This is a genomic window from Streptomyces sp. NPDC101234 (assembly GCF_044767525.1).
GTDB classification, from domain to species: domain Bacteria; phylum Actinomycetota; class Actinomycetes; order Streptomycetales; family Streptomycetaceae; genus Streptomyces; species Streptomyces sasae.
This window is the reverse complement of record NZ_JBIWOA010000055.1, coordinates 1-17008: the sequence shown is the minus strand read 5'-3', so window position 1 is coordinate 17008 and position 17008 is coordinate 1. Positions and strand designations below refer to the sequence as shown.

9 protein-coding genes are annotated in these 17008 nt (G+C 72.8%); 5 read left to right on the top strand and 4 right to left on the bottom strand.

What is annotated here, in order from left to right; translation table 11 throughout:
- Positions 1 to 45: 45 nt before the first annotated feature.
- Positions 46 to 1470, bottom strand: a complete 1425-nt coding sequence (locus tag ACIRR9_RS51130) for an MFS transporter (RefSeq protein WP_123975931.1) — start codon at positions 1468 to 1470, stop codon at positions 46 to 48.
- Positions 1471 to 2228: 758 nt separating this feature from the next.
- Here ACIRR9_RS51130 and ACIRR9_RS51125 point away from each other — a divergent pair.
- Together ACIRR9_RS51125 and ACIRR9_RS51120 are read left to right on the top strand one after the other, a co-directional pair.
- Positions 2229 to 4307, top strand: coding sequence for an asparagine synthase-related protein (locus ACIRR9_RS51125; RefSeq protein WP_403767427.1), 2079 nt, complete (start codon positions 2229 to 2231; stop codon positions 4305 to 4307).
- Positions 4308 to 4631: 324 nt separating this feature from the next.
- Positions 4632 to 7937, top strand: coding sequence for an AfsR/SARP family transcriptional regulator (locus ACIRR9_RS51120; protein ID WP_403767424.1), 3306 nt, complete (start codon positions 4632 to 4634; stop codon positions 7935 to 7937).
- Here ACIRR9_RS51120 and ACIRR9_RS51115 read toward each other — a convergent pair.
- Together ACIRR9_RS51115 and ACIRR9_RS51110 are read right to left on the bottom strand one after the other, a co-directional pair.
- Positions 7924 to 9780: a sigma-70 family RNA polymerase sigma factor gene (locus ACIRR9_RS51115; protein WP_403767421.1), complete on the bottom strand. Its 1857-nt coding sequence runs from the start codon at positions 9778 to 9780 to the stop codon at positions 7924 to 7926. The genes ACIRR9_RS51120 and ACIRR9_RS51115 overlap by 14 nt on opposite strands.
- A gap of 232 nt (positions 9781 to 10012) precedes the next feature.
- Entirely contained in the window at positions 10013 to 10783 is a 771-nt protein-coding gene (locus tag ACIRR9_RS51110) for a helix-turn-helix domain-containing protein (RefSeq protein ID WP_365339561.1), read from the bottom strand.
- Between the two features lie 414 nt (positions 10784 to 11197).
- Between ACIRR9_RS51110 and ACIRR9_RS51105 the strand changes: the two genes are divergently transcribed.
- The gene (locus ACIRR9_RS51105; protein WP_403767418.1) at positions 11198 to 12577 is read left to right on the top strand and encodes an NAD(P)/FAD-dependent oxidoreductase; all 1380 of its coding nucleotides are present in this window, start codon (positions 11198 to 11200) and stop codon (positions 12575 to 12577) included.
- A gap of 182 nt (positions 12578 to 12759) precedes the next feature.
- Positions 12760 to 14406 carry a SpoIIE family protein phosphatase gene (locus ACIRR9_RS51100; RefSeq protein ID WP_403767415.1) on the top strand — a complete coding sequence of 549 codons (1647 nt, stop codon included), beginning with the start codon at positions 12760 to 12762 and terminating at the stop codon, positions 14404 to 14406.
- Positions 14407 to 14618: 212 nt separating this feature from the next.
- On the opposite strand, the gene ACIRR9_RS51095 is transcribed toward ACIRR9_RS51100, so the two are convergent.
- Complete coding sequence (locus ACIRR9_RS51095; RefSeq protein WP_403767507.1) at positions 14619 to 15890, bottom strand: MFS transporter; 1272 nt, start codon at positions 15888 to 15890, stop codon at positions 14619 to 14621.
- A 140-nt stretch (positions 15891 to 16030) separates the two neighbouring features.
- On the opposite strand from ACIRR9_RS51095, the gene ACIRR9_RS51090 reads away from it, so the two are divergent.
- On the top strand, positions 16031 to 16579 hold the full coding sequence (locus ACIRR9_RS51090; RefSeq protein WP_365339555.1) for a MarR family transcriptional regulator: 549 nt from the start codon (positions 16031 to 16033) through the stop codon (positions 16577 to 16579).
- Positions 16580 to 17008: the final 429 nt, after the last annotated feature.

Sequence of the window (17008 nt, the reverse complement as noted above, 5' to 3'; positions counted from 1 at the left end):
CGCACCCGCCCTACGACATGAACCCGGCAGACGCTCAGGCAACTCTCACGCCGGCGCCATCAGCAACGGCCGCGCCCGCTCCCGAAGCTCCACCACCCTCGGCTCGTCCCCGTACGGCTCCAGCCGGTGCAGCAGATCCTTCACGTACTCCGTCGTCCGCGCCGACGAGATCCGCCCGGCCACCTCCACGGCCCGCACCCCCTGCTCGCACGCCGCGTCGAGGTTCCCCGACTCCAGTTCGGCGACGGCGGAGACGACCAGCCGCAGCCCGTGCGACCGCACGAACTCCTCCGTCGGCTTGGAAAGGGCCTGCTCCGTGAAGCGCCGCACCTGCCGCGGGGCCTTCAGGTCCCGGTAGCACTCGGCGGCGTCCGCGGCGAACCGGTCGTAGCCGTAGAAACCGAGCCAGGAGGGATCGTTGTCCCCCTCCCGTGCCCGCTCCAGCCACCCCTCCGCGGCCTTGAGAGCGGCCCCCGCGGCCTGTGCGTCATTGGCACGCGCGTGTGCCCGTGCCTCGACCAGCCGGAAGAAGCTCATCGTGCGCGCGGTGGCCAGGCCACGGTTGCGTTCGACGGCGGCCTGCGCGAGATCGACGCCCTCGTCGCCGAACCCGCGGTACGTCGCCTGCAACGACATCGATGCCAGCACATACCCGCCGAGCGGTACGTCCGCCGCCGCGCGGGCGAGCCGCAGCGCCTGGATGTAGTACCGCTGCGCGGCCTCCTGCTGCCCGGTGTCGAAGGCCATCCACCCGGCGAGGCGCGTCAGTTCCGCGCTCGCCCCGAACAGCGCCCGCCCGACTTCGTCGGAGTACGCGCCGAGCAGCAGCGGTGCCGCCTCCACTCGTAAACACTCCGGCACCATGGACGAACGCCAGTCGCCGCCCCCGTACTTGGAGTCCCAGCGCCTGGCGTCCTCGGCGGCCTCCCGCAGCTTCTGCACATCGCTGTGGCCGACTTTGAGCGGTGCGCCCGAACCCTCGGCGGTGTTCGCCTCGCGCGCGACCGAACTGTCGGCGGGGGTTATCAGCCAGCGCGAGGCGGGCGTTGCGTATGCGCTTACTGCGAACGATCCGGCCAGCGACTGCCAGATGCCACCGGAACCGGCCCGGCGGCCGGCGAGGTCGAGACGGTACAGCTCCGTCGCCGACCGCACCGCCTGTCCGACGTCTCTGGGGAAGGCGAGGCCCACTTCGGGTGCGGGATCCGCGTCCGCCAGGCCGATCTCGTGGAGCGGCACCGGGCGGCCGAGTTTCTGGCCGATCGCGGCGGCGATGAGGTGCGGCGCGGCGCCCTGCGGCACCATGCCCTTCGACACCCAGCGCGCCACCGACGTCTTGTCGTAGCGAAGAGTCAACCCGCGTTGAGCGCCAAGATCGTTGACGCGTCGCGCGAGTCCTGCGTTGCTGATTCCCGCGAGGGCGAGAACGGCGCCGAGCTTTTCGTTCGGCCCGCGTTGCTCCCTGGACATGCGCCACCCCTCGACACAGACGGCTGCCGCGCTGGCATAACCACGCGGCATTCGTAAACCCAGCGTAGTTCGCCGCATCCCAAGCGTTAAGGGGCATTGTTCCGGATGGCGGGATTGTGGTCCGTACGCGAGTGCGGCCCATATACGCACCGTGCACGGCCTGTCGCGGCGTGCCCCCGCCGTGTGGCCGTGCGCCCGGCCGTGCGCTCTTCTCCGGCCACCGGGGGAGCGGTTCCATGGCATTGCGTGGGTCGGCCCGCTGTACTGGATCCAGTGGGCTGGGGGACACCGCCACCTTCATCCCCGCGGGTGGCGGACCGGTCCGGGAGGCGATGCCCGCCTCCCGGACTGTGCGCGTTCGAGCACGTGCGCGTGTGATGCGCAAAGCATGTACGGAGCGTGCACAAGCCCGAGCCGCCTTCGCCGATTTGGCCGAAAATCGACCCCACCTTTTGCGGGCGATCAACGCTCCTACCACGGCAATTGAGGGCGTGAAGGGCGTTCTGGGGGAGCGTTCAGGGGGCGCATTCACGTCGCAGTCGCCCTGTGCCGTATGGCGGTTCGCTTCCGCCGCGGCTTTTCCGTGACTCTTCCGCGGCACGCGCGCACGTGCCCGTCCTGCGGCAACTCCCGGAAATCCGCCAGGGATCAATCAGGGATCAAAGGCGGCCCCACCGCCCCTCCGGAGCGCGTCCTTCATGGCAGCATGGGGTCCGGTTCGTGCGGTGCACGGTTGTCCACACCCTGTGGAGGCGTCGATGCGGTGGTTGGTGGGATGGAGCAGCACCGCCTCCGGTGCCGCCACGATCGGCTCCGCCGGCGCCATGGGATACGACGGCGAGACCGTCCACCCGGTCGGCTCCATGCTCCTGTGGGGCGACCCGGATCCGCTCTGGGCGGTCGGCGACTGGCGCCCCGACGAGGTGCGGGTCATCAAGGCCGACGCCCAGAACCGCATCGCCGTCCTCGGCACCTGCGGCGCCACCGACGAGGAGCTGCGGCTCGGCCTGTTCACGGCGCGCGGGGGCGCACTCCGGCATCTGACCGCCTGGCCCGGCAGCTACACGGCCGTCGTCCAGGTCGGCCGCCGGGTCACCGTCTGCGGCGACCTCGCGGGCGCCCGCCCGGTCTTCTACAGCCCCTGGGCAGGCGGTACGGCCTACGCCACGGCCGCGCTGCCGCTCGCCGACCTCATCGAGGCCAACCTCGACTACGGCCATCTGGCCGCGCTCCTGGCCGCCCCCGACGTGCCCGCCGCACTGCACGACTCGACCCCGTACGAGGGCGTACGGCGCATTCCGCCGGGGCATGCGCTGATCCTGCGCACCGGGGCGCGCGAGATCGCCGGGTACGAGCAGGTCGCCTCGCTGGCCGTCGCGGCCCCCTCCGCCGATCCCGACAGCGCGGTGGACGCCGTACGGGACGCGCTCGTAGAAGCCGTACGCGCGCGGCTGTCGGCGCCACGCCACGTACCGGACATCGACCCAGGTCCGGTGCCCGGAATGGGCCCCGCCGAGCGTCGCGCGGCGCGCGGGATGCCGGTCCCGGGCATCGGCGCCGACCTCTCCGGCGGCCCGGCGTCGGGCACCCTCGCCCTGCTGGCCGCGGGCCTGCCCGGCATGCCGGGCACGGTCCTGGGCCACGGCACCGGCGCCGGCGAACGCCTCCTCGCCGTCACCTTCAACGACCTCGCCTCCGGCGGCCGCGAGGCGGAACTCGAACGCGCGGGGACGCTGGCGGCCAACCCGCGCCTGCACCACGTGGTGGTGACCGGCGGCGAGGAGATACTGCCGTACGCCGACCTGGAGGGCCCGCTCACGGACGAGCCGGGCCCGTCCCTGGTCTCCGCCGCCCGGCACCGCGCCCGGCTCGCCGCCGGCAGCGCCGACCACTTCACCGGCTACGGCGCCCGCCAGGTCCTGGACGCGCACCCCGCGCGCCTCGCCGACCTGCTGATGGACCGCAAGCGCCGGCACCTCGTGCGCCCGGTCGCCGCGCTCGCCAAGGCGGACGGCTCGGTGATGGTGCCCGCGCGCGTGTACAGCGCGGCGCGGCGCCTGGCGCGTACGCCGTACGGCGCGGGCGTCGAGACGCTCGCCGAGCGCCTGCTCAGGCGCCGCTTCGACGACCCCGGAGGCGCGGTGGGCGCGTCCCTCGCGGCGCTCACCTGGGCGAGACCGGGGCCCGCGGCGCGCTGGCTGACCGGTGAGGCCCTGGCAGAAGTATCGGTTCTGCTCCAGGGGGCGGCGAACCGCTCCGGCGTCGGCCCAGGACAGCGCCCCGGCGACTACCGCGCGCGTGCCGTCCTCGCCCGCCACGCGGCCGACATCCGGGTCCTGGAACAAGCCGTGGAGATCCGTTCCCAGCGCCTGCACACCCCCTTCCTCGACAACCAGGTGGTGCGCGCCTGCCGTGTCCTCCCCGAGGCGCTGCGGGTCCAGCCGGGCGCCCGGGCGGCCATCCTCCGTACGGTCCTGGAGGGCGCCGGCGTCACCGACCTGCCCTCCGGCTGGGGCGCCCCCTCCCACGCGTCGTCGGCGGCCGCGACCCGCACGGGGCTGCGCGTGGCGGCCGACGACCTGATCGCCCTCTTCTCGACGCCGTTGCTGGCGCAGGCGGGGCTGGTGGAGGCGCGGGTGGTCCGCAAGGCGCTCCGCGCGGCGGCCGCGGGCGAGCCGTTGCCGCTGGACGGGCTGGCCGACCTGGTCTCCCTGGAGCTGTGGCTGCGGCGGCTGCTGTCCCGCCGGGGCACGTGCTGGACGGGGACACCCGCACGCGCGCGTGCGGTCCCTGCGGGGGTGCGGCCGATGAGGGGTGCGCTGGCCTCGGGGGCGTGACCGGTCGGGGGCTGCTGTCCCCGGGGGCTGCCGCCCCCAGACCCCGGCTTCGGGGTGGATCCGGACGCTGTCGGGTGCGGGCCGGTGGGGGCTGGTCGCGCAGTTCCTCCCCCAGCCTTCGGCCGGGGGTACCCCCAGCGCCCCTTACGGGGCTTACTCAACTGCGGGCATGCGTGCCGCCTGGGGCGGCACGGGTGGGCGCAGCGGCACCCTGCCAGCGCCGGTAAGCGAAACCCCCCGCCCCCGCTCCCACCCCGGGCCCCCGGAAAACCCCGCCCCCGAAACCCCCGTGCCCCGCCCCCTCCCCCCGGCGACAATGACCCGGTGCGGTACCGAATCCTGGGCGTGGCCCAAGCCATCGACGACCAGGGCGCCCCCATACCCGTCGGCGGCCCCCGCCTCCGCGCGTTGCTCACCGCCCTCGCCCTCCACCCCACCCGCACCCTCACCCCCGACATCCTCATCGAGGAGATCTGGGCGACGGACGAACCGCCCCAGGACGCCCCCGCCGCCCTCCAGGCCCTGGTCGGCCGCCTCCGCCGGGCGCTCGGCAAGGACAGCGTCGCCTCCACCCCCGGCGGCTACCGCCTCGAAGCGACCGAGGACGACATCGACCTGCACGTCTTCGAACGGCAGGTGCGCGAAGGGACGGCCGCCCTCGCCGCTGCCGACCCGGCGACAGCGCACCGCGTCCTCACCGGGGCCCTCGCCCTGTGGCGCGGCCCCGCCCTCGCCGACCTCCCCGACCGCACCGCGGCCGCCGCCCGCCCGGACGCGCTCCGGCTGGAGGCCACCCGCGCCCGCGCCGAGGCCGCCCTCCGACTGGGCCGCGCCTTCGACGTCGTACCGGAGCTGACCGAGCTGACCACGGCGTATCCGTACGACGAACCGCTGCACGCCCTTCTCGTCCGTGCCCTGCGCGACACCGGCCGCCCGGCGGACGCCCTCGCCGCGTACGGGACCGCCCGCCGCACCCTGGCCGAAGGCCTCGGTACCGACCCCGGCCGGGAACTCCAGGACCTGTACACGGCGTTGCTCAAGCAGCCGCCCGTCCCGGCGGCCCCCGCCCCGCTCGGCGCGCCTCCGCCCCGCACCGGCAACCTGCGTCCACGGCTTACCTCTTTCGTGGGCCGGGAACCCGAACTCGACGCCGTCCGTTCCGAATTGCACAGGGCCCGTCTCGTCACCCTCACCGGACCGGGCGGCTCAGGAAAGACCCGTCTCGCCGAGGAGGCCGCCGCCGGGCTCCCGCAGGCATGGCTCGTCGAGCTCGCCCCGCTCGACCGGCCGGAGGCGGTGCCAGGCGCGGTGGTCAGCGCCCTCGGTCTGCGCGAGACCGTGCTCCTGACCAACGAGCTGGCGACCCCGCAGGCCGACCCCACGGCCCTGCTCGTCGAGCACTGCGCCCCGCGCAGCCAGCTCCTGATCCTTGACAACTGCGAACATGTCATCGAAGCGGCGGCCGCTCTCGCCGAGACCCTGCTCACCCACTGCCCGGGGCTCACGATCCTCGCCACCAGCCGTGAACCCCTGGGCGTCCCCGGCGAGTCGGTGCGCCCGGTCGAACCCCTCGTCCCCGAGCAGGCACACCGCCTCTTCGAGGAGCGCGCCGCCACCGTCCGTCCCGACGCCGGCACCGCGCTCGGCGACCCGGCGGCGGTCGCCGCGGTCGACGAGATCTGCCGCCGCCTGGACGGACTGCCCCTGGCGATCGAGCTCGCGGCGGCCCGGCTGCGACTGCTCACGCCCCGGCAGATCGCCGACCGGCTCGACGACCGCTTCCGCCTGCTCACCTCCGGCAGCCGCACGGTCCTGCCCCGCCAGCAGACCCTGCGCGCGGTCGTCGACTGGTCCTGGGACCTGCTCGACGAGCGGGAGCGCACGGTCCTGCGCGAGGTGTCCGTCTTCGCCGGCGGCTGGGACCTCTCGGCTGCGGAGGCCGTCTGCACCGGCCCCGCCGCCGACCTCGTCGGCGCGCTCGTCGACAAGTCCCTGATCGTCGCCACCCCGGACGGCCCGGACGGCACCGGCGGGATGCGCTACCGCATGCTGGAGACCATCCACGAGTACGCGGTCGAGCGGGCCGCGGAGGTCCCCGGGCTGCGCGCGGCGGCCGAGCGGCGGCACGGCGCGTGGGTGCGCGCGCTGGTGACGGAGGCGGAGCCGAAGCTGCGGTCGGGGGAGCAACTCCCGTGGATCCGCCGTCTGGAGACCGACCTGGACAACATCCGCGCCGCACTGGACCGTGCGCTGGGCGCGGGTGACGAGTCAGGGGCGGCCAGGATCGCCCTGGCCGTCAGCTGGTTCTGGTGGCTGCGCAACTACCGCCAGGAGGCGACGGACTGGGTGCGCGCGGTGCTGCGCCTGGGCGTCGCCCGGGACACCCTGCCCGAGGACGCCGGCCCGGACGAACTGCGCGTGGCCGCCGAGACGGCCGACCCGGTGGGCGCCCTGCTGGCCGCGCCGACGGCCGAGGCCGGGCATCCGCTGCGCGAACTGCGCATGGACCTCAGGCTGTTCGACCTGTTCCTGGCGTCCGAGTCCGGCTCCGTGTACCTGGTGACGGACGAGCGGGTCCCGGAGTACGTCGCGGTCGTCCGGGCGTACTTCGCGGAGGGCGGCCCCCGGGCCGCCCGGCTGCCGGGCATCGTCTGGCCGTTCACCACGTACTTCCTGGGCGGCCCGGCGGACGTGGCGCCCGACATGTCCTCCGTGGTCGCCAACTGCCGGGCGTACGGCGGCGACTGGGAGGTCGGCGCCACCCTGATGTACCGCACCCATGTCCTGGTCGACTCACCCGGCAACCTGAGGGGCGTCGACGAGGAACTGGCCGAGCTGCGCACCCTCAGCCGGCGGGTCGGGGACCGCTGGATGCGGGCGCAGGTGTGCAGCGCGGCCGGCGAGGCGGCAATGGCGCGCGGCCGGTTCGAGGAGGCGCGCGGCGAGTACGAGGAGGCACTGCGGCTCGCCCACGAGGTCGGCGCGTACGCGGAGACGCCGTTCCTGCTCGCGCGGCTCGCCGAGATCGCCTTCCGGTCCGGCGACCGGAGGGGCGCGCTGGCCGTCCTGGACCAGGCGAGCGCGGCCTCCGACCGGTACGCGGTGGCGGAGTCACGGGCGTATGTGGCGGTGCTGCGGGCGCACATCGCCCAGTACGACGGCGACGCGGTGCGTGCGCGCGAGTTCCACGATGCCGCCTGTGCGGCGATGACCGGCGGCACCGCGCCACCGCAGTTCACGGCTGCGCTGGGCGCGGTCGACGCCATGGTCACGGCGTTGGAGTCCGGCCCCGCCCGGGGGCTGCCGATCGTGGCGGCGACGCTGCGCGAGGCGGTGGAGTACCGCAGCGCCGAGGCGATCACGGCGGCGCTGGTGGACATCGGCGCCGACCTGCTGGCCCGGCTCGGCGACCTGGCGGGCGCGGTACGGCTGTACGCCACCGCCGACCACTGGCGTGCGGGGAACGCCCGCCCCGAGCCGGAGCGCATCCGCGCCGAGGAGGTCAACGCGGCCGCCCGCGCGGTGCTGACCCCGGAGCGCTACGCGGCCGAGCGCTCGCGTGGTGCGTCCCTCACCGAGGAGGACGCCTTGCGCGAGCTGACCAGCATGTCCACGGCTACCGGCAGCTGAACTTCGACTCGGCCCAGTCGGCGAGCGCCAAGGTGTCGAACGCGGTCAGCGGTTCGACCTCCAGGCGCACGGTGCTGTGCCCGGCGAGGTTCACATGGACGGGTACGGCGGCCTGCCCGCCCTCCACCGCCCCGGACTGCCACAGCCGTACCCCGTCCGCGTAGACGGCGAAGGTGACCTTGCCGAGCCCGAGTGTGGTGTCGTCGACGCCGACCAGTGCGTCGTAGGCGGTGCATTGGCGGTTGAGGTCGACGGTGACGGAGGACCGGCCGTGCACGGTGACGCCGTTCGCGTACTCCTTGTCGGCGACCCTCACGCCGTAGCGCTGCCACACCCAACTGCTGTCGGCGAGGCGCATCTCGGGCCGGGTGTGGTCGCCGGTGATGTCGTAGCTCAGCTCGTTCCACTCGTAGACGACCGGGGCCGGCGGCGTGGGCGTCGGAGTGGGGGGCGGCGTCGGCGTCGGGGTGGGCGTCGGAGTGGTGGTCGGCTCCGGCTGCGGGGTGGTCTTCGGGCTCGGCGTCGGGGTCGGGGTGGGCGTCGGAGTCGGGGCCGGCTCGGGGGCGAGGACGACCGGCTCGGGTTCCGGCTTCTTCTTCGACGGGGTGGGGGTGGGTGTCTCGGGCTGCACCACCGGTGCGGACGGGGAGGGTTCGGCGGCCTCCTTGGCGGGGTGGCTGTCGTTCGCCAGGGCGAGGGCCACCGCGGCGACCGCCGCCGCGACCACCCCGGCGGCGATACCGGCCTTCACAGGCGCCCCCAGCCCCTCCGCGGCGGCCGCACCGCCACCACCCGCGCCGCCGGACGAGCCGCTCACCGCGGCGGCCGCGCCCGCGGCCCCCGCTCCGGCGCCACCGGCGATGATCCCGAGCGCCTTGGCGTACCCGGCGGCACCGAACCAGCCGACGACCGCGACCGGGACGACGGCCGGGATACCGGCGGCGACCTCTTCGATCTGGGCGGCGGCCAGCCGGCACCTGGCGCACTCCTCCAGGTGTTTGCGCAGCCCCCGCTCCGCGCGGATGCGCAGCCTGCGGCGGGCGTAGCCGCCGAGCTGGTCGGCGTAACGGGCGCACTCCTCGTCGTCGACGAGGGAGGCGCTCACATGGGCCTGGAGATAGGCCTGCTTCAGCCCCTCACGGGCCCGGCTGGCAAGGACACGCGTGCCGTTGGCGTCGAGCCCGAACAGGGGCGCCACCTCGCTCGGCGACTCGTCCTCGACCTCGGTGTGCCACAGCACGGCCTGCCAGCGCTCGGGCAGCGAACGGAACGCCCGCATCGCCATCGACTGCTCGGCCTCGTGCATCGCGCGCACATCCGCGCCGAGGTCGAGTGTGTCGCCGTCGGCCGCCTCGGAGCCGTGCGAGGCCTGCGCCGCGAACACCGCGAAGTCGTCGACCAGCTGCTCCCGCCGGGCCGACTTGGTCCACTGCGCCGCGACCCGCCGTACGGAAGTGAGCAGATAGGCGCGCACGGCGTACTCGGGCCCGGCCCCGCCGCGCACCGCCTGCAGCATCCGCGCGAACACCTCGGCGGTCAGGTCGTCGGCGGTGTGCCCGTCCCGGCAGCAGGTCCGCGCATAGCGCCGCACGGCGTCCGCGTGGCGCCGGTACAGCTCCTCGTAGGCGGAGTCGTCGCCGCTCCGCATCCGCTCGATCAACTGGCTGTCGGCGGACGGCCGTTCGCGGGGCGGCGGCAGCACACTCCCGCCGCGCTGTGCCGGAACGTTCCCCTCAGTGGCTTCGCCGGCGGTCGGCACATCGGCCCGCCTGCCCTGACTTGGTACCTGCGGCGTGGCGGTCTCGTCACCGACGGACGACTCGTCCCACCCGTCAACGCTCATCGCGGACGCCCCCGATACCTGCCCAATCCGACCGAATCACCGGGTCAGACTGCCACATTGGCCTATGTTCAGGACTCTGAGGACCAGACCTTCCACTCGTCCGAGCGCACCTGTCAACATGCTGAACTGGCGTTCACTCGCAAGGGGAAACCTCGCGCTCCGTAGGGGCGCGGGGAACTGTGCGATCAGCCACAGTTCACCCGCACCCGTCCACGGTCATCGCGCGGCAGTGCTAGCGCCGGGACCGCAGCCCCTCCAGCAGGATGTCCAGCAACCGCGACGAGGCCGCCGCCTGTTGCGCGGCATCCGGCAGGGACGGCGCCGCCGTCGCTATCACGAGCAGCACGTCGGAGACGGAGACGTCCGGCCGCAGTTCGCCCGCCGCCCGCGCCCGGTCCACCAGCCGCCCCACGACCTCCAGCAGCGCAGCCGCGCCGGTGTCGTCGCCGACGGCAGCCACCGGCTCCCGCTCCTCCGACACCAGCCGCAACTCACCGGGCCCCGACTGGGTCCGCTGCTGCGGCACCCGCGCCTCCTCGGCCCCGGCCCCGCCGCCGACCTCCTCCGGCACTCCCACGCGCAGCACCTGCGGCGGCAGCAACCGCCCCGCCCCCGATGCCACCGACGTCCGCAGGAAGCGCGACAGCGCCGACCACGGCTCGTCCTCCTGCCCGAGCGCGGCCCGCGCCTGGTCGGTCAGCCGGGAGGTCTCCTCCTCGGCTATCCGCCGCACCAGCACGTCCTTGCTCGGGAAGCGCCGGTACACCGTGCCGACCCCGACCCGCGCCCGCCGCGCCACGTCCTCCATCGGCGCGCCGTACCCCAGCTCGCCGAAGACCTCGCGCGCCGCACGCAGCACGTGCTCCAGATTGCGCTGTGCGTCCACCCGCAGCGGCGTCGTACGCGGCCCGTCACCGCGTCCGTTGCCCGCCGCCGCGCTCACCGTTCCGCCGCCGGATGCGAGGGCGGAAGCCGTTGACCAATGTGTGTCCTGAATGTGCATCTGTGTTCCCCCGGTTAATGACGTCTCCCCCCGGAGACTCTCCCCGCCACTGATAGCCGGAGCGAGTGGAACCGCCGCCGATCCTCGATCGATCCACGAACGATCCATGGGCCGTCGGCCGGGCGGACCGCCCGTCGCGGACCGTTCGGCCACATCCCCCACACCCCGTCGACACACGAACATAGTTGAGAGGCTGTCAATTCAGAAGGGGGACGTTCCGCACAGAGCGCCCCCCGATCGGAGTACGGGTCGTTTACGTCCCGATTCGACAGCTTCACGCCCCCGTGTCCGCCCCCGCTGACCTGGCCCCTTTCCTGCGGCGCGAACCGCGCGGCCGACGCCCCGCACAGTCGCCCGCCGGTCACACAAATTGCCGGGACTGTGGACAAACAAGAGTCACGGGTGCGTCATGGGATGGTGAAGGAACGTGCGCGCATTCTCGTTGTCGGCGGCGGCTACGTCGGGATGTACACGGCCCTGCGGCTGCAACGGAAGCTGAAGAGGGAGCTCAGGCGAGGTGAGGTCGACATCACTGTCGTCACGCCCGATCCCTATATGACGTACCAGCCGTTCCTTCCGGAAGCGGCCGCGGGTTCGATTTCCCCTCGTCATGTCGTCGTACCCCTGCGCCGCGTTCTGGACCAGTGCCATGTCGTCATCGGCGAGGTGACCTCCGTCCGGCACGCCGAACGCACCGCCGCAGTCGCCACGCTCGCCACCGCCGAGGAGCGAAAAGGCGCCACTTTTCTCGAGTACGACGAACTGGTCCTCGCCCCCGGCTCGATCGCCCGCACCCTGCCCATCCCCGGTCTCGCCGAGCACGGCATCGGCTTCAAGACCGTCGAGGAGGCCATCGGACTGCGCAACCACGTCATCGAGCAGATGGACATCGCCTCCTCCACCCGCGACCCCGCGATCCGCGACGCGGCCCTCACCTTCGTCTTCGTCGGCGGCGGCTACGCGGGCGTGGAGGCCCTCGGCGAACTGGAGGACATGGCCCGCTACACGACGCGGTACTACCACAACGTCCAGCCCGAGGACATGAAGTGGATCCTGGTCGAGGCCACCGACCGGATCCTCCCCGAGGTCGGCCCCGAGCTGGGCCGCTACACCGTCACCGAACTGCGCCGCCGCAACATCCAGGTGCTGCTCGGCACCCGCCTGGAATCCTGCGCCGACCGGATCGCGGTCCTCAGCGACGGCCAGCGTTTCCCGACCCGCACCCTCGTCTGGACGGCCGGCGTCAAACCGCATCCCGTGCTCGCCGCCTCCGACCTTCCGCTCACCCCGCGCGGGCGCCTGAAATGCACCGCCGAGCTGACCATCGACGGCGTCGACCACGCATGGGCCGCGGGCGACGCCGCCGCCGTCCCCGACGTCACCGCCGCCGAACCCGGCACCGAGACCGCCCCCAACGCCCAGCACGCGGTCCGCCAGGCCAGGGTCCTCGGCGACAACATCGTGCACACGCTGCGCGGCGAACCCCTCGACACCTACGAGCACGCCTACGTCGGCTCGGTCGCCTCCCTCGGACTGCACAAAGGCGTCGCCCAGATCTACGGCCGCAAACTGAAGGGCTACCCTGCCTGGTTCATGCACCGCGTCTACCACCTGAGCAGGGTGCCCACCTTCAACCGCAAGGCCCGCGTGCTCGCCGAATGGACCCTCTCCGGGCTCTTCAAACGGGAGATCGTCTCGCTCGGATCACTCGAACATCCCCGAGCGGAGTTCGAACTCGCGGCCGGTGGAAAGCCTCCCCACAGTCCCTCGGACGACTCGAACGGGTCGTCCTGACGGAACTCAGGAACTCCACGGCCCGCCCCGGCGTCTCACGGATGTCGCCGTCGACGGCCACCCTGCCAGACTGCCCTCGACCGAGCACAAGGCTTCTCCCCAGAACTGCACCGGGGGACTTCCCCCGGACTCCCCGGCCGCTCCCGTAGCCGGCCGGAGACGACGACACGAGGCAAGGATTCGTGAACTTCACGCGCTGGAGCGCCCGGCTCCCCGGAACGCAGCGCCGCGCCGCAGCGCGGACCGAGCACACGGTCCCTCCGGACCGACGGGGAGACGGCTCCGTGCCCGCTGCCCGCGCCGAACAACTGACCGACGACCCATCCTGCGTTCCCGCCGTCGACGAACTGCCCGCCCGTGACGTCCTGGACCATGTACCGGCCCTGGTCGCCCTCGTCCACGGCGCCGACCACCACATCGCGTACGTCAACGACGCCTACGCGACGGCCTTCGGTGTACGGCCCCTGGGCGCCCCCGCCCGCGAGGCCCTCCCCGAACTCGCCGAACTCGGTCTCCTCCCCCTCCTCGACCAGGTCCTGCGCAGCGGCAAGCCCCGCACGCTCAAGTCCCGCAAGGCCCTCGACGGCCGCACCTACACGTTCACCTGCACGCCCGTCGCCGAGAACGGCGACCGCGACGGCGGCGTCCTGCTCTTCGCCACCGACGTCACCGACCACGCGGAAGCGGCGGAGCGGCTGCGCGCGAGCGAACGCCGCCAGCGCGAGACGACCGTGACCCTCCAGCGCAGCCTGCTCCCCCAGGAACTCGAACAACCGGACGACCTGCGCATCGCCGCCACCTACCAGCCCGGCGGCACCGAGGCCGCGGTCGGCGGCGACTGGTACGACGTCATCACCCTCGGCGGCGGCCGTACGGCCCTGGTCATCGGCGACGTCATGGGGCGGGGTGTCCGCGCGGCGGCCGTCATGGGCCAGCTGCGCACGGCGGTCCGCGCGTACGCCCGCCTGGACCTCCCCCCGCACGAGGTCCTCCAGCTCCTCGACGGCCTCGCCGCCGAGATCGACCCCAACCAGATCGCCACCTGTGTGTACGCCGTCCACGACCCGAACGAGGGCCGGCTGGTGTACGCCTCCGCCGGCCACCTGCCCATCCTGGTCCGCGACGAGAACGGCACCGTGCTCCGCGCGGACGAACCGACGGGCCCGCCGCTCGGCACCGGCGGCTGGATCCACGCGTCGGGCTCGGTCCCGCTGGGCCCCGGCTCCACGGCCGTCCTCTACACGGACGGCCTGGTGGAACGCCGTGACGAGGACCTGGACGAGGGCATCGCCTCGCTGGAGCGCGCGCTGGCCGGGGCCACCGGCACGCCCCAGGTGGTCTGCGACCGCCTGGTCCGCTCGGCCGGCGTGACCGCCGACCACTACGACGACGTCGCCGTCCTGGTCCTCCAGCACCCGGCCCGCACGGGCCACGACAGCGACCTGTTCCGTAACGCCGCGCTGGAACTCCTGGGGGGCATCGAGGCGGCGCCACGCGCGCGTGCGTTCGCCTCCGGCGTGCTGACCAGCTGGCGCTTTCCGGTCGACCTCCATGACCTGGGCGTCCTCGCCACGAGCGAGCTGGTCGCCAACTCCCTCCAGCACGGCACCCCACCCATGCGGCTGCGGCTTCGCCGCACCGACCGCCGCCTGATCATCGAGGTGACGGACGGCGACGACCACCTGCCGCGCCGGCGGCGCGCGGAACCGGGGGACGAGTCGGGCCGGGGTATCGCGATCGTGGCGACGATCGCGTCCGGGTGGGGGTCGCGTCGGACACCCGGGGGCGGGAAGGCCGTGTGGTGCGAGTTCGTGCTGCCCAAGGGGTAGGGGTGCGGCCGGCACGCGGCTGCGGGTGCGTGGTGGCTGGTCGCGCAGTTCCTCCCCCAGCCTTCGGCCGGGGGTACCCCCAGCGCCCCTAGAGGGGCGCTTTAGCCGCGGGCAGGCGTGCCGCAGGGCGGCACGGGTGGGCTGGGGGTCCCCCTCTGGGGGGAGGCACCCTGCAAGCGCCGGTAAGCGTCCCCACCCTCGCCCAGCCCCCACTACGCGGACACGGACTCCGAGGCCGCACCGCCCCGCGCGACCACCTTGCTCCTCGCAGCGAGCCAAGGCCGGTCCTGCATCTCCGTCAGGCTCCGCCCCAGCCGTATCGCCAGCACACTGATGCCCAGCGAGAACAGCAGGAACGTGATGATGTACGGCGCGGGCAGTGACGCGGCCAGCGGGCCGCCCACCGCCGGGCCGACCGCCAGGGCGAGCTGCTTCACCAGGGCGAACGCCGAGTTGTACTGCCCGGCCATGCCCGTCGGGGCGAGGTCGGCGACCAGCGGGGCGACGGTCGGCGACAGCATCGCCTCACCCAGTCCGAACAGCGCGTACGTCGACACGAACGCGGCCGTCGCCATCTCCTGACTGCCGTGCCCCAGCCCCGCATACCCCGCCGTGACCCAGGCGACGGCCCAGATCAGCCCGACCCCCGCGATCACCCGGGACCGCCGGCTCCGCTCGACGAACTTCAGCACGGCGAACTGGGCGACCACGATCATCAGCGTGTTCGCGGCCAGCGCCGTACCGAGCGCGGACGTCGATATCCCCGCCGCCTCCACGCCGTACGCGCTCAGCCCGGACTCGAACTGTCCGTAGCACGCGAAGAACAGCACAAAGCCCAGCACGGACAGCTGCACCATCGCCCGGTTCCCGAGCAGCTGCCGCCAGCTCCCCTTGGCGGAAGAGGCCGGCGCGTCCCCGATCCGCGGTGCGTGCGGCATCCGGACCGTCGCCATCACACCGGCCAGCAGCAGGAACATCGCCGCCTCGATCGCGAAGAGCAGCGTGAAGGAGGAGACCCGGGTCGTGTCGACGAGGTGGCCGCCTATGAGACCACCGACGCCCAGCCCGAGGTTCTGCAGGAAGAACTGCGTCGCGAAGGCCCGCGACCGGGTCTCCGCGACCGAGCAGTCCACGATCATCGTCGCCAGTGCCGGCTGCATCACGGCCTGCCCGGCCCCGAGCAGCGCGGCCGCGGCCAGCACGGCCGGGCCGTTCCCCGCCAGTCCCAGGCTCATCGCACCGATCGCGGCCAGGACCAGGGCGGTGAGCAGGACCGGCAGTGGGCCGCGCCGCACGATCGCCCGGCCGGCGAACGGCAGCACGATCAAAGCGGCCACGGCGAAGACGGCGAGCACGAAACCCGCCGTCATGGCACCGAGCCCCCGCACCTGCGCCACATAGACGTACAGGTAGGGGACGGTGAAGCCGAGCCCGAACGCGCTGAGTGCGTTGCCCACGTGGATCCGGCGCATCGCTGCGCCCATCGCCCTGGTCACGTTCACCTCTCTCAGGTAGTCAAGTCAGGGACTACTGAAGTCTCAAGACTTAGAAGCTAAAGTTCGAAGCTAAAGAGTACATCTCGAAGGACTTCAACGCCAAGCGTGCCCATGCGATACTTCGACCCATGGCCGACACCCCCGGCGCCGGCGAGCCGACACTCGACGAACAGATCGCCGCCTACCAGCGCGAGTTCCAGGACCTCGACCCCCAGGTCGAGAAGGTCGTCTCGGCGCTGTCCCGGCTCAACCGCCGGATGAACGTCGCCTACGGCCGCCAGACCTCCGCCCTCGGCATCAGCAACGCCGAGTGGGAGGTCCTCAAGGCCCTCGTCCTGTCCGGTGCCCCCTACCGGCTGGGCCCCAGCGACCTGGCCAAGCGGCTCGGCCTCACCCCGGCCGCGATGACCCACCGCATCGACCGGATGGTCGCCGAGGGCCTCGTCACCCGCGAGCGGGACGAGTCCAACCGGGTACGGGTGATCGTCGAGCTGACCCCCGAGGGGCGTGGGAAGTGGCTGGAGGCCATGCGCCTCGCCTCCGTCTTCGAGGAGGACCTGCTCCAGGACCTCACCCAGGCGGAGCGTGCGGTGCTGGGCGAGGTCCTCACCCGGCTGCTGCGCCGCGTGGAGCACGCCCAGCCCGACGCCGGCGGCCGGCTCACCGACCTGGACTAAAAGATCTTGACAAGGAGGTCTTGACACGCCTCCGGCCGATCCGTAGAGTTCTCCGGGTTGCCACAGAGCCGGAACGGTTCTTCGGTGACGCTCCGCCGCTTCGAGCGGCACCTCAAACCACAGCATGATCTCCCGACGGGGTTGATTTCGGCGTGCCCGAATTCAATTCGAATGGGAGCGGCGAGCCCCGATTGGGAATCGCCCAGCGGATCCGCTAAGGTTTGAGACGTCGGAACGGCCCAACAGCCGGGATGGCAACCCCCTCTGACTGGGAATCGGACGCCGAAAGGATCTGATAGAGTCGGAACCGCCGGAAAGGGAAACGCGAAAGCGAGAACCTGGAAAGCACCGAGGAAATCGGATCGGAAAAAGATCTGATAGAGTCGGAAACACCGAAGGGAAGCCCGGAGGAAAGCCCGAGAGGGTGAG

What these genes read in the sequence shown, in the direction of transcription:
- ACIRR9_RS51130 (WP_123975931.1), bottom strand. Translation starts at nt 1,470, where the DNA reads ATGTCCAGGGAGCAACGCGGGCCGAACGAAAAGCTCGGCGCCGTTCTC.
- ACIRR9_RS51125 (WP_403767427.1), top strand. Translation starts at nt 2,229, where the DNA reads ATGCGGTGGTTGGTGGGATGGAGCAGCACCGCCTCCGGTGCCGCCACG.
- ACIRR9_RS51115 (WP_403767421.1), bottom strand. Translation starts at nt 9,780, where the DNA reads ATGAGCGTTGACGGGTGGGACGAGTCGTCCGTCGGTGACGAGACCGCC.
- ACIRR9_RS51110 (WP_365339561.1), bottom strand. Translation starts at nt 10,783, where the DNA reads ATGCACATTCAGGACACACATTGGTCAACGGCTTCCGCCCTCGCATCC.
- ACIRR9_RS51105 (WP_403767418.1), top strand. Translation starts at nt 11,198, where the DNA reads ATGGTGAAGGAACGTGCGCGCATTCTCGTTGTCGGCGGCGGCTACGTC.
- ACIRR9_RS51095 (WP_403767507.1), bottom strand. Translation starts at nt 15,890, where the DNA reads ATGGGCGCAGCGATGCGCCGGATCCACGTGGGCAACGCACTCAGCGCG.
- ACIRR9_RS51090 (WP_365339555.1), top strand. Translation starts at nt 16,031, where the DNA reads ATGGCCGACACCCCCGGCGCCGGCGAGCCGACACTCGACGAACAGATC.